Annotated in this window: 6 protein-coding genes; 5 read left to right on the plus strand and 1 reads right to left on the minus strand. The window is 63.9% G+C overall.

What is annotated here, in order from left to right; genetic code table 11:
- The first annotated feature begins 93 nt into the window (after window positions 1-93).
- The 3 genes from EN808_RS06695 (at window position 94) to EN808_RS06705 (ending at window position 11,683) form a co-directional block, all read left to right on the plus strand.
- Complete coding sequence (locus EN808_RS06695; protein ID WP_135915411.1) at window positions 94-8,679, plus strand: glucoamylase family protein; 8,586 nt, start codon at window positions 94-96, stop codon at window positions 8,677-8,679.
- A gap of 372 nt (window positions 8,680-9,051) precedes the next feature.
- Window positions 9,052-10,824 (plus strand): glucan ABC transporter ATP-binding protein/ permease, encoded by a 1,773-nt coding sequence (locus EN808_RS06700; RefSeq protein ID WP_127278652.1) that lies wholly within the window; start codon window positions 9,052-9,054, stop codon window positions 10,822-10,824.
- Between the two features lie 97 nt (window positions 10,825-10,921).
- Window positions 10,922-11,683, plus strand: a complete 762-nt coding sequence (locus EN808_RS06705; RefSeq protein ID WP_135915412.1) for a heme ABC transporter permease — start codon at window positions 10,922-10,924, stop codon at window positions 11,681-11,683.
- 4 nt (window positions 11,684-11,687) lie between these two features.
- On the opposite strand, the gene EN808_RS06710 is transcribed toward EN808_RS06705, so the two are convergent.
- Window positions 11,688-12,746, minus strand: coding sequence for a D-TA family PLP-dependent enzyme (locus EN808_RS06710; RefSeq protein WP_135915413.1), 1,059 nt, complete (start codon window positions 12,744-12,746; stop codon window positions 11,688-11,690).
- A 186-nt stretch (window positions 12,747-12,932) separates the two neighbouring features.
- Between EN808_RS06710 and EN808_RS06715 the strand changes: the two genes are divergently transcribed.
- Entirely contained in the window at window positions 12,933-13,619 is a 687-nt protein-coding gene (locus EN808_RS06715) for a D-lyxose/D-mannose family sugar isomerase (RefSeq protein WP_127278655.1), read from the plus strand.
- A 71-nt stretch (window positions 13,620-13,690) separates the two neighbouring features.
- Window positions 13,691-14,092 (plus strand): hypothetical protein, encoded by a 402-nt coding sequence (locus EN808_RS06720; protein ID WP_127278656.1) that lies wholly within the window; start codon window positions 13,691-13,693, stop codon window positions 14,090-14,092.
- The last annotated feature ends 10 nt before the right edge of the window (window positions 14,093-14,102 follow it).

The following is a 14,102-nucleotide window of genomic DNA, read 5'->3' on the forward strand; positions in this document are numbered from 1 at the left end:
CATAGGGGTTGATGCAACCGATTGCATTTGAACCGGTTTTAGGGCCATTGCCGTGGCGGTGATGCCGCTGAGTGCCCGCTTACGGAATTTTCAATGAATATTCAGACGAACCCAGCCCAGATCGAGAAGACAAGCGCGAGCTTCCCAGCCATCACGGAAGAGCCGATAAGATCGACATTCCTGCCGGAGGAACGGCTCCGGCTGCTCGGCGAAAGCCTGGCCAAGGGCGATCTGACGGACCTGTTCGGACTGATACCATTCGACTTCCAGGCCCGCATCCGTGACAGCGCCAAGAAGATCCTCGAAGTCTACCGGTCGACCAACGCCGCGCAGGCGAGGGGCGAAACCATCACGCCGGCCGCGCAATGGCTGCTCGACAACAACTACCTGATCGAGGAAACCATTTTCCAGGTCAAACGCGACCTGCCGCGCCGCTTCTACCGGCAATTGCCGACGTTGAAACTGCCCGACGGCGGCACCGTGCCGCGCGCATTGGCGCTGGCCTGGACCTATGTCGCGCATTCGGACAGTTCCGTCTCGGCGACCATGTTCAAGTCCATCGTCCAGGGTTTTCAGTCGGTCGAGCCGCTGAAGATCGGCGAACTCTGGGCCCTGCCGTCACTGCTGCGCTTCGTGCTGATCGAGAACCTCCGCCGCCTGGCGGTCAGGGTCAACCGCACCCGCCAGATGCGCCAGATCGCCAACGACGTGGCCGACAAGGTGCTTGCGACCGACGACAATCCGGATCGGCAGGCAATTCTCGCCAACTTCAGCGCGCATGCGCAGGACACCACCTTCGCCACTCAGCTTCTCTATCGCCTGCGTGACGGATCGCAGAACGCCGGCAAGGCGCTGGAGTGGCTGGAAGGCGAACTCGAAAAGACCGGCTCGGATGCCGAGGAAATCATCATTTCCGAGCACCAGACGCTGTCCAGCGGCAATGTGACCACCGGCAACATCGTGCGCGGTCTGCGCCTCATCAACGACGTCGACTGGACGGTGTGGTTCGAAGGCGTCAGCCGCATCGATACCGTGCTGCGCGAGCGCACCGATTTCGCCGCGCTCGACTTCTTCTCGCGCGATCAGTACCGCACCGCGATCGAGGAACTGGCACGCCGCTCGAACCTGTCGGAGTACCGTGTCGCCGAAAAAGCCATCGAACTGGCCGGCCACGCCGCCGGAGAAACCGTCGCGGAGGGCGTTGAAGGGGGGGATGCCCAGGCAGCATCCGCTCATACCGACGTCGGTTTCTATCTCGTTGGCCCGCGCCGGCTGGAGCTGGAAAAGGCGATCGAGTACCGGCCTACGGTCAGCCAGACGGTCAAGCGGACCTTCGCCAAGACGGGCTGGCTTGGCATCGTGCTCCCCGTCTTCGCGCTGACCGCCCTGCTGCTCGTCCTGTCCGGCAACGCCCTTTCCAATCTCGGCCTGTCGGTGCCGTCGATCGTGCTGATGCTGGCTCTGTTTGCCGTGCCGGCCAGCGAAGGCGCGCTCGCTTTCTTCAACACCGTGGTCTCGCTGTTCCTCAAGCCGACTCGCCTGATCGGTTACGACTACAGGCACGGCGTGCCGCCCGAGGCGCGCACCCTGGTGGTCGTGCCGTCGCTGATCGGCTCGCGTGACGATGTCGAGGAAAACATCCGCAACATCGAAGTGCACTATCTTGCCAATCTGGCGGACGAGATCCATTTCGCGCTGCTTTCGGATTGGCCCGACAGCAAGATCGAGATCGATGCGGCGGACACTGAGATTCTCGACTTCGCCCGCGCCGAAATCGCTCGCCTCAACGCACGCTATCCCTCCGAAGGCGCCCCGCGCTTCTATATCCTGCACCGCCGCCGGCTCTACAATGCGGCTCAAGGGTGCTGGATGGGCTGGGAACGCAAGCGCGGCAAGCTGCACGAGCTCGACCTCTTGCTGCGCGGCGACAGCGATACCACCTTCCTGCCGCTCGAAGTGCCGCTGCCGGAAAAAGTCGTCCATGTGATGACGCTCGACGCCGATACCCGCACCACCCGCGATGCCGTATCGAGCCTTGTCGGCAAGCTTTGCCATCCGCTCAACCGCCCGCATTTCGACGCCACCAGGCGTGTCGTAACCGCCGGCTACACCATCCTGCAGCCGCGTATCACCGCTTCACTCACCAGCGGCGACGAAGCCTCGTTCTTCCAGCGCGTGTTCTCGGCCAATCGCGGCCTTGATCCTTACGTCTTCGCTGTTTCGGACCTCTATCAGGACGTCTTCAGCGACGGGTCCTTCACCGGCAAGGGCCTCTATCATGTCGATGCCTTCGAGGCCGCCTTGCAGGGCCGCATCGAGGAAAACACCATCCTCAGCCACGATCTGCTCGAAGGCGCTCTGGCGCGCGCCGCACTGGTCACCGACGTCGAACTTGTCGAGGACTACCCGACCCGCTACTCGGTCGACGCCTCGCGCCACCATCGCTGGGCGCGCGGCGACTGGCAGCTTTTGGGATACATCTTCAACCCCCGTTCCGGCGTTCCGGCCTTGTCGCGCTGGAAGATGGTCGACAATCTGCGCCGCTCGCTGACGCCGATCTTCTGGGTGATGGCGGCGATCGCCGGCTGGACCTTGCTGCCCTTCACGCAGGCCGCGCAGTGGCAGGCCTTGCTGATCCTCAGCCTGTTCATGGCGCCGACCTTCGACGTGGTCAACGCCATCCTGCCCAAGAGCGGCGACCAGACGCCGCGCGGCCATTTCTCGGCGCTGGCGCGCGACGTCGCCTTCGGCACCGCCATGGTGGCACTGAAGATCGTGCTGATGGCACACAACGCCTGGATGATGGGCGACGCCATCGTGCGCACGCTCTACCGGCTGTTCGTCAGCCGGCAGAACCTCCTGGAATGGCGCACCGCCTCGCAGGCGCACAAGGCGGGCGACAACGACGTCGGCTCCTATTACGGCATGATGTATGGCGCCGTGATCATCGGCTTTGTCGGCCTCGCCATTCCGGTGCTGGCCGATTCCACCGGTGCCTTCGTCGCCTTCTTCTTTGCCTTGTTCTGGATCGGCTCGCCGGCGATCGCCAGCTGGATCAGCCGCTCCGCCGAAACCGAGGACCGGCTGCGTATATCGCAGGCCGATATTCACACCCTGCGCACCGTGGCGCGGCGCACCTGGCATTATTTCGAGAGCTTCGTGACGGCCGAACATCACAATCTGCCGCCGGACAATTTCCAGGAGAGCCCCGCGCCCGTCGTGGCGCCCCGCACCTCGCCGACCAATGTCGGCGTCTACCTGCTCTCGGTCGTCTCGGCGCGCGATTTCGGCTGGATCAGCCTGTCCGATGCCATCACCCGCATCGATGCCACCATGACGACCATCGAGAGCATGCCGCGCAGCCGCGGCCATCTCTTCAACTGGTACGACACCACGACCCTGAAGCCGCTCTACCCGCTCTATATCTCGGCTGTCGACAGCGGCAATCTCGCCGGTCACCTGGTGGCGGTGGCGGCGGCCTGCGCCGAATGGGCGGAAGCCCCTTCCGTCCACTTGCAGGGTGATTTCGAAGGCATTCTCGACACCGTGACCATCCTGAGCGAAAGCCTAGATGAATTGCCTGACGATCGCCGTCAGTTGCGCCCATTGCGCCAACGCCTCGTCGATCGCCTCGACGGCATGCGGCGCGCCGTCGACACGATCAAGGCACAGCCGGAAATGGCCTCGATCCGCACCATCAACCTGGCGGTGCTGGCCGGTGAAATCCGCAAGCTCGCCACCGCCATTCACACCGAGGCCGCATCGCCGCAGAGTGACGTCATTGTCGACTGGGCGGCAAGGCTCGAAGCCACCTGCGAGGCGCACGTCCATGACGCCCACAGCGACGAAAACGCGGTCGAGGCTCTGCGTGCCAAGCTGCTCACCTTGCGCGAGCGCACCCGCCGTTTCGCCTTCGAGATGGAGTTCGCCTTCCTGATGCGGCCGGAGCGCAAGCTTTTGTCGATCGGCTACCGGGTCGAGGAACATCAGCTCGACGAAAGCTGCTACGACCTTCTCGCCTCCGAGGCGCGGCTGACCAGCCTGTTCGCCATCGCCAAGGGCGATCTGCCGACCGAGCACTGGTTCAGGCTCGGCCGCCCCATCGTCGAGATCGGCTTCCAGGGCGCGCTGATGTCGTGGTCCGGCTCGATGTTCGAGTACCTGATGCCGCCGCTGGTGATGAAGGAACCGCAAGGCTCGATCCTCAACCAGACCAGCAAGCTGATCATCAAGCGCCAGATGCAGTACGGCCGCCAGAAGAACGTGCCGTGGGGGATCTCGGAAGCAGCCTACAATGCCCGCGACCGCGAACTGACCTATCAGTACACCAATTTCGGCGTGCCGGGGCTGGGGCTGAAGCGCGGCCTTGGCCAGAACACGGTGATCGCACCTTACGCGACGATCATGGCGGCGCAGTTCAACCCGCGCGAAGCGGTGCAGAATCTGGCCCGGCTGCGCGAGATCGGCGCGCTTGGCCGCCATGGCTATTATGATGCGGTCGACTTCACCCCGCAGCGCGTGCCGGAAGGCACCAACCACGCGGTCGTGCTGAATTACTATGCCCACCATTCGGGCATGTCGATCGCCGCCGTCGCCGACGCCATTTTCGAAGGTCGCCTGCGCGATCGCTTCCACAGCGATCCAGTCATCGAATCAGCCGAACTGCTGCTGCAGGAGAGGGCGCCGCGCGACATTCCGACCGCCACCGTCCGCACCGAGGCCGACGAGCGCTCCAAGGACGAGACCGAAACCGAGAGCCCTGACACCCGCATTGTGCTCGATCCCGTGCGGGCGCTGCGTTCGACCAATGTGATGTCGAACGGCCGCTATTCGGTCATGGTGACCGCGACCGGCTCCGGCTACAGCCGCTGGGGCGATCTGTCAGTGACCCGCTGGCAGCCGGATCCGGTCGAGGACCGTCTAGGCTCATACATCTTCCTGCGTGACGTCAGCACCGGCGACTGGTGGTCGGCAACGGCGGAGCCAAGGCGCGCGCCCGAGGAAAAGACGCAGACCCTGTTTTCCGATGACAAGGCGAGCTTCGTCAAATCGGCCGGCACGCTACGCTCGGAGGTCGAATGCATCGTCGTTTCCGAAGGCAATGGCGAAGGCCGCCGCATAACGCTCTACAATGAGAGCACATCCGACCGTCACATCGAAGTGACGTCCTTTGCCGAGCTGGTTCTGGGATCGGAGGCTTCCGACAACGCGCATCCGGCCTTCTCGAAAATGTTCGTGGAAACGGAAATCGCCGCCAACAATGGCGCGATCTTCGCCACGCGACGCAAGCGCGAAACCAGCGAGCCCGATGTCGCCCTGGTGCATTTCGTCACCGATCCGTCGGGGCCGGCTCGTGATGCCGAGGCCGAGACCGACAGGCGCGCCTTCATCGGCCGTGGCCGCACCATCGTCGATGCCGCCGCCTTCGATCCAGGCGCCAGGCTGGGCGGCCATTCCGGCTTCACGCTCGATCCCATCGCCTCGCTGCGCCGTCAGGTGCGCGTGCCCGCCAACAAGAAGATATCGCTGACCTTCTGGACCGTCGTCGGGGCCAACCGCGCCGAGCTGGAGGAGGCCATAAACCGGCTCGACCATCAGGAGAGCTTTGCCCGCCAGGCCATGCTTGCCTGGACGCGCAGCCAGGTGCAGACCCGCCATATGGGCCTCAGCCTGACCGATGCGGCCAATGTGCAGAAACTGGCGCGCTATCTGATCTATCCCGATCCGTTCCTGCGGCTGCCGGCCGAGTCCATCGCTTCCGGATTGGGCAAGCAGTCGAGCCTGTGGCCGACCAGCATTTCGGGCGATTACCCGATCTTCCTGGTCAGGATCGGCGACGTCGCCGATCTGGAGATCGTTGCCCAGGCGTTGCGCTTCCAGGAATATATGCGCACCCGTGGCATGATGATCGACTTCGTCGTCGTCAACGAGCAGGCCTCGTCCTATGTCCAGGATCTGCAGCGCGCGGTCGAGACGCTGTGCGAAAACAGCCGCTTGCGCGGCAAGGAACTCGGACCCCGCCAGCACATTTTCGCGGTGCGCCGCGACCTGATGGAGGAGACCACCTACAAGACGCTGCTCGCCGTCGCCCGGGTTGTGCTGCATACGCGCAACGGCACCATCTTCGACCAGATCGAACGAGCCGAGGCGGCCGCACTGCAGGCGCGCGATGGCCTGCAGCCGGCAGGATTTCCAGGCCCGCGCGAAATTCCTGCGCCCGTACAGATGCATGCATTCGCCTCGCAGGCGGTGGCCGATGTCAGCGCCGATGGCTCCGGCCTCAGCCAGTGGAACGGTTTCGGCGGCTTCGACGGTGACGGGCGGCACTATGTGGTGCGCCTGGCTGGCCGACGCACCACGCCGCAGCCCTGGATCAATGTCGTCTCCAACGCCTCGTTCGGCTTCCATACCTCGGCCGAGGGCGCGGCCTTCACCTGGAGCCGCAACAGCCGTGACTACCAGTTGACGCCGTGGTCGAACGACCCGGTCTCCAACCGACCGGGCGAGGGCATCTATATCTACGACCAGGCCAGCGGCAGGGCGTTCTCGCCGATCGCCGCGGTGGTGCGCGATCCCTCGATGACCTACGAAGCCTGGCACGGCCAGGGCTTCTCGACCTTCCGCTCGAAGCGCGGACCGTTGTCGATGGACTTGACGCACGTCGTCGATCCCATCGATCCGGTGAAGATCACGCGGCTGCGCATCCAGAATTCCGGCCCGGTACCTGCCCGGCTGCGCGTCTATGCCTATGCCGAATGGGTTCTTGGCGGGCATCGGTCGCGCACCGCGGCAACCATAGTGCCATCCCGTGACGGTGCCACTGGCGCGCTGCTCGCGCAAAATCCCTACGGGCTCGATTTCAGCGAGCGCGTGGCCTTCCTCGCCGCCGACACCGGTGTCCACTCGGTGACGACTGACCGGGCCGAGTTCCTCGGCCGGCACGGGTCCAGCGAGTTGCCGCAGGCAGTGCTGAGCGGTTCGGCCCTGTCGGGTCGCGTCGAAGCCGGAGATGATCCTTGCGCGGCGATCGCCCGCGACATCGAAATCCCCGCTGGTGGCGACGTCACGCTGATCTGGCTGCTCGGCGACGCCGAGTCTCCGGCGCAGGCGAGCGCGCTGGTGCAGAAGCACCGGGGCAAGGATTTCGACCAGCGCCTGGCCGACAATGAGCGCGAATGGCGCGCCTTCCTCGACACCATCCAGGTCGAGACGCCGGACAAGGCACTCGATGCCATGGTCAATCACTGGCTGCCCTATCAGAGCCTTGCCTGCCGCATCCGCGCCCGCTCGGCCTTCTATCAGGCAAGCGGCGCCTTCGGCTTCCGCGACCAGTTGCAGGACACACTCGCCCTGCTGGCGCATGATCCGACGCTGGCGCGCGACCAGATCCTCAATGCCGCGCGGCGGCAGTTCCCGGAAGGCGACGTGCAACATTGGTGGCTGCCGCGCACCGGCGCCGGCGTACGCACCCTGATCTCCGACGACGTGGTGTGGCTCGCCCACGCCACGGCCCGCTATCTCATGGTGACCGGCGACGCCACAATCCTGAAGGAGCAACTGCCCTTCCTCGACGGACAGGCGCTGGGTGAAGGCGAGCACGACGCCTTCTTCACTCCGGAAATCTCGAAGAAGACGGTGTCGCTCTACGATCACTGCGCGCGTGCGCTCGACCTTGCCATCAAGCGCAGCAGTCCAGCCGGCCTGCCGTTGATCCTCGGCGGCGACTGGAACGACGGCATGAACCGTGTCGGCGAGCATGGCAAGGGCGAGAGCGTGTGGCTGGGCTGGTTCCTGCTGAAGACGTTGGGCGACTTCGCCGCGGTCGCCAAGACCGAGGGCGACACCAAGCGCGCGCAGGCCTGGGCAAAGCATGCCGAAGCCCTGAAGCGGGCACTCGAAAGCACGGCATGGGACGGCGAATGGTACCGGCGCGGCAGCTTTGACGACGGCACGCCTTTGGGATCACGCACATCGCAGGAGTGCAAGATCGACTCCATTGCTCAGTCCTGGAGCGTGCTTTCGGGCGAGGGCGACCCGGCGCGGTCGACCACGGCGATGCAGCAGGCGACGAAGCTGCTCGTCGACGATCATCTCAAGATCGTAAAGCTGTTCACGCCACCCTTCTCGAAGACGGACAAGGATCCCGGCTACATCAAGAGCTACCCGCCTGGCGTGCGCGAGAATGGCGGCCAGTACACCCATGCGGCCACCTGGTTCGTCATTGCGCTGGCGGAGATGGGGCAGACCGATGAAGCCTATCGCTGCTTCTCGATGCTGAACCCGGTCAACCACGCCTTCGACGAGGCCTCGACCGAGCATTACCGCGTCGAACCCTATGTGGTGGCGGCCGACATCTATGCCGGGGACGATAAGGGAGGGCGCGGCGGCTGGACCTGGTACACCGGCTCGGCGGGCTGGCTTTACCGGGCGGCGGTAGAAGGCATCCTGGGTATCGAACGGCGCGGCAAGCAGATCACGTTCCGGCCGAAGCTGCCCGGTCATTGGGACGGCTATCAGGCTTCACTCAAGATGCTGGGCGCCGAGATCAAGGTGCAGGTCATTCGCGACAAAAAGACCAAGACGATCTCGCTCGAAGTCAATGGTTCGAAGACAAAATCGGCGTCCTTTGAGCCCAAGGCCGGTGGCAAGACCGAGGTCGTGGTCAAGATACCGGCGTAAAATCAACAGGTTGGATCAACAGGTCGCGCGTCCTTCGGGACGCGCGAAGCCGCGCCTCGTTACTTGCGCGCGATCCGTGGCGGCGCCGGCTGGGCGCCTTGAAACCGGGCCTCTTCAGCCTGCCGTGATTAAAAATGTGGCAGTGCTCGGCTACTGCCATGATTTTGCCGCAAGGCTGACATTTCACCTTTTATCTCAAGCCGTTAGGTGATCACGTCAGATTTCGTATCGTCGTCATCTTTTGTTCGCTAAATGGGAACGGAAGCGATAGACGGGCATTGTTTTGCGACGCATCAACCGTTACGTGTCAGGAAATGGTGCAGTGCACAATATTGGTATTGGGCACAATAGAGAGTTGGCGGAGTAGCTGAAGTGTCACTTCTGCAGATCTATTGGAGAGCGCTGGGATATCTGGCTGCCGACAAGAAGCGCGTCGCGCTGATCTGTGCGGCCAACGTCGCTCTGGCAGCCATCGCGATCCTCGAGCCGATCCTGTTCGGCCGGGTCATCGACGCGATTTCCACGAAAGGCTCGGTCTTCTCCACGCTTGCCGTGTGGGCCGGCATCGGCGCCTTCAATGTTCTCGCTTTCGTGCTGGTGGCGCGCGGTGCCGACCGGTTCGCGCACGCCCGGCGCAGCGAAGTGCTCTGCCAGTCCTTCGAGCGCGTCATCACCATGCCGCTCGCCTGGCATCATCAGCGCGGCACCTCGAATGCTCTCCACACGCTGCTGCGCGCCGTCGAGACGCTGTTCAGCCTTTGGCTCGAATTCATGCGCCAGCATTTGTCCACCGCTGTTGCGCTCGTCCTGCTGGTTCCGACGGCCCTCAGCATGGACGTGCGCATGTCGATGGTCCTGCTCGTCCTCGGCGTTCTCTATGTCGGCATTGGCCGCCTGGTGATGAAGCGCACGAAAGAAGGCCAGGCTGCCGTCGAGCGCCACTATCACAAGGTTTTCGCGCACGTGACTGACTCGGTGAGCAACGTCGCCGTGCTGCAGAGCTACAACCGTCTTGGCCACGAAGCCGACGCGCTGCGCAGCTACGTCAAGAACCTGCTCGACGCGCAGAACCCGGTGCTCGACTGGTGGGCGATCGCCAATGCGCTCAATCGCCTGTCGTCGACGATCTCGATGATGGTGGTGCTTCTGATCGGCGCCTATCTGGTCACCCACGGCCAGCTTCGCATCGGCGACGTCATCGCCTTCACCGGCTTCGCCACGCTGCTGATCTCGCGGCTCGACCAGATGTCGGCTTTCGCGAACCAGATTTCGGAAGCCCGCGCCAAGCTCGAGGATTTCTACAAGCTCGAGGACTCGGCCGCCGATACCGCCGAGCCGGACGGCCTGCGCGACCTGGCCAACGTCACCGGCCATGTCCGTTTCGAGGATGTCAGCTTCGAGTTCGCCAATTCGGGGCAGGGCGTCAGCGACGTGTCCTTCGAGGTCCAGGCCGGCCAGACCGTCGCCATCGTCGGTCCGACGGGTGCGGGCAAGACCACGCTCATCAACCTGCTGCAGCGCGTCTTCTCGCCGTCCAGCGGCCGTATCCTGATCGACGGCATCGATACCCGCACCGTGACCCGCAAGTCGCTGCGCCATTCGATCGCCACCGTGTTCCAGGATGCAGGGCTGCTCAACCGCTCGATCGAGGACAACATCCGGGTCGGCCGTGCCGATGCGACCAACGACGAGATCCATGCCGCAGCCACCGCAGCCGCGGCGCAGGATTTCATCCTGGCCAAGAGCAATGGCTACGACACGGTGGTCGGTGAACGTGGCGGCCAGCTGTCTGGCGGCGAGCGCCAGCGCATCGCCATTGCCCGTGCCGTGCTGAAGGATGCTCCGATCCTGGTGCTCGACGAGGCGACCAGCGCGCTCGACGTCGAGACCGAGGACCGCGTCAAGGAAGCGATCGACGAATTGCGCCGCGACCGCACCACTTTCATCATCGCCCACCGCCTGACCACCGTCCGCGACGCCGATCTGGTCGTGTTCATGGACAAGGGCAAGGTGGTCGAGATGGGTGGCTTTGCCGAACTGTCGCTGCGCAACGGCCGTTTCGCCAGCCTGCTGCGCGCCGGCGGCCTGCTCAATGACGAGGAAGTCCGCCGCCTCAGCCGCTCGGTCCAGGGCGAGGCTGCCTGAGCAGTTAATGGTTGTTCCTTCTCTCGAATGGGAGAAGGCAAGACCAGACACCGCCACTCGATTGCCCCAAACGCGCTGGCGGTCTATGTAAAGCCGCATGAGTGACACCACCTCACGCCTGAGCGGCTGGACCGATCTTGCCAATCCGACGCGGTTCGTCGGGTTGGCCGACAAGCTTGTGCCGTGGCTGGCGGCGCTTGCGGCGCTGATCCTAGCCGTTGGCCTTTACATGAGCTTCACCGCGCCCGAGGATTTCCAGCAAGGCATCACGGTGCGCATCATGTACATCCACGTGCCTTTCGCCTGGCTCGCCATGATGTGCTACACGCTGATGGCAGTCTCTGCCCTTGGCACGCTGGTCTGGCGGCATCCACTGGCCGATGTGGCACTGAAGTCAGCGGCCCCCATCGGGGCCGTCTTCACCGCGCTGGCGCTGATTACCGGTTCGATCTGGGGCAAGCCGATGTGGGGCACCTGGTGGGTCTGGGATGCCCGCCTGACTTCCGTCTTCGTGCTGTTCTTGATGTATCTCGGCATCATCGCGCTGACCCGCGCGATCGATGATGCCAGCCGCGCCGCCTGGGCGGCCGCCATCATCACGCTGGTCGGCTTCATCAACATCCCGATCATCAAATTCTCGGTCGACTGGTGGAACACGTTGCACCAGCCGGCCTCGGTGTTCAGGCTCGGCGGCCCGACCATCGACCCCAGCCTGCTCTGGCCGCTGCTGGTGATGGCCGTAGGCTTTACCGTGCTGTTCTTCGCGCTGCATCTGATGGCCATGCGCACGGAGATCCGGCGCCGACGGGTTATTGCCATGCGGCGGGTGGCGGCGCGGCAGGCGGAGCGTCCGGCCTAAATATTCACCCCATCCGTCCGCGCGCTGCCACCGGCAGCGTGTCCAGCACCGTCTCCCCGTCGATCAGGTTGACCTCGTTGAACAAATTGGTGACGACGCAGCAATGGTCCGGCACCACGCGCACGCGCTCGCCAATGCGCAATGTGCCCTCGCCGGAAAGCGTGACCGTGCCGTGCTCCTCGCTCAAGCCCGTCACCAGCGCCCCCGGGACGCCCATCAACTCTCCGAAATCCTTTAGCCCCAGCGTATCGCTGGACAGGGCCTTGCTGCCGCTATCGAGAATCGCGCGCGTCGCCGTCGGATGGCTGACCACGGTCGCGAGCACCGTCAGCGCGCAATCGTCGAGGCCGCCGACGCCTTTGGCGACCTGGTAGCGGTCGAGATAGATATAGGTGCCGGGCCGGTATTCGGTGACGACGGAGGCATCGGCGGAACGCCACATATCGGGCGTGCCGCCGCTGGAGACGCGCTCGCAGGCGAGCCCTGAAGCGGCCAGCGCCCGTTTGGCGTCGGCAAGCCAGGTCTCGGCCTCCGCTGCCCGGCCGGCTGCCGGATAGGTCATCAGCCCGCCAAAGACAAGGCCGCCCGCCTTGTCGATCATCCTCGCCAGCGCAACCGCTTCATTGGCTGTCTGCACACCGCAACGCCCCATGCCGGTGTCGCATTCGACCAGCACCGACAGCGGATGCCCGGCATCTGTGAAGGTCGCGGCGAGCCCTTCCAGCGTCTGCGCGCTGTCGGCCGTCACCGACAGCGTCACACGGCCGTGCAGCGCCTTCAGCCGTTCGAGCTTGGCGCGCCCAAGGATGTTGTAGGGGAGAAAGATATCCGTCAGCCCGGCATCGGCCATCACCTCGGCCTCGCCGATCTTCTGGCAAGTGATGCCGACGGCACCGGCCGCCACCTGCTTCTTCGCCCAATAAGGAAGCTTGTGGGTCTTGATGTGCGGCCTGAGCTTCAGCCCGTTCTTGTCGGCATGGGCCTGTGCGCGGGCGATGTTGGCTTCGGCGCGTGCGACGTCGATCAGGATCGACGGCGTATCGAGATCATGGATGGTCGGCATCGGTTGTCTCTGTGAAAATTCGCAGGGTTTATGAGCCGGAAAGCACGCGATGTCACGCCGCACGCCAACCCGATCGGTGGGCCATGGGCGGGAACGCGCAGGGCTCGAACAGGCAGAATGGATCGACACCGCACCGGCGTTCGGCTATGCGATTTATCGGCAAAATCGACACGAAGGGTCACGATCATGAAACGCTCCGCCATCAACGACATCATCCGCGAAGCCGACGCCTTCATCCGCTCGTTCGGCTATATCATGCCGCCCTTCGCCTACTGGTCGCCGGAAGAGATGAAGGCGCGCCAGGTCGATTCCTCGGCCATTTTCACCTCACGGCTCGGCTGGGACATCACCGACTACGGCCAGGGCAAGTTCGACGATCTCGGCCTGTTCCTGTTCACCGTCCGCAACGGCCGCTACGAGGACATGAAGAAGGGCATGGGCATGCTCTACGCCGAGAAGATCATGATCTCGCGCAAGGAGCAGATGTCGCCGATGCACCGCCACAACATCAAGGCCGAGGACATCATCAACCGCGGCGGCGGCAAGCTGGTGCTGGAACTGTTCATGCATGACCGCGACGGCGGCATCGACCCCAGGGCCGAGGTGTCGGTGCCTGTCGACGGAACCATCCACAGGCTGCCGGCGGGCGGGCTGTTGAAGCTCGACCCGGGCCAAAGCGTCACGCTTTTGCCTGGCGTGTGGCACGCCTTCTGGGCAGAGGGCAAGGACGTGCTTATCGGCGAGGTATCGACCGTCAATGACGATCGCACGGACAACGTCTTCCGTGAGCCGATCGGCCGTTTCGCCGATATCGAGGAAGACACGCCGCCGCTGCACCTGCTGGTGGCCGACTACGACAAATGGCTGGGTTGAGGCTTCCGCCCTTTATGCCGATTCGCCCCCTGATTTGCCAGCCAGCAACCAAGTCCGACGAGGAATAGATCTTGAAATCAGCTCTAGTTCTAGCCATTGCCGCCTTGGCGGCGGTCAGCTTCGGTATGCCGGCCCAGGCGGCCGGCTTCGCCAACATCATCCTTTCCGCGACGAAGGACGGCGCAACACCTCAGAGCAGCTTCCCCGTCGACACACCGGTGATTTACGTGTCGGCTGACTTGGTGGATATCGCGCCCACATCGAAAATCACATTTTCCTGGGTCTCGGTTGATTCCCACGGCGTCGCACCGGAAAACTATACTATCGACAAGGTCGATCTCGACGTCGGAGCGAACAATCAGGCTGATTCTCAGCTCACCAAACCCACGGCGGGATGGCCGGCGGGCACCTATCGTGTTGATTTGGCCATCGACGGAACGGTTGAGGATTCGGTGCCCTTCAGCATTCCATGATGGAAATGAA

Source organism: Mesorhizobium sp. M8A.F.Ca.ET.165.01.1.1 (genome assembly GCF_004792065.1).
Classification (GTDB): Bacteria; Pseudomonadota; Alphaproteobacteria; order Rhizobiales; family Rhizobiaceae; genus Mesorhizobium.

What these genes read in the sequence shown, in the direction of transcription:
- EN808_RS06695 (WP_135915411.1), top strand. Translation starts at nt 94, where the DNA reads ATGAATATTCAGACGAACCCAGCCCAGATCGAGAAGACAAGCGCGAGC.
- EN808_RS06705 (WP_135915412.1), top strand. Translation starts at nt 10,922, where the DNA reads ATGAGTGACACCACCTCACGCCTGAGCGGCTGGACCGATCTTGCCAAT.
- EN808_RS06710 (WP_135915413.1), bottom strand. Translation starts at nt 12,746, where the DNA reads ATGCCGACCATCCATGATCTCGATACGCCGTCGATCCTGATCGACGTC.
- EN808_RS06715 (WP_127278655.1), top strand. Translation starts at nt 12,933, where the DNA reads ATGAAACGCTCCGCCATCAACGACATCATCCGCGAAGCCGACGCCTTC.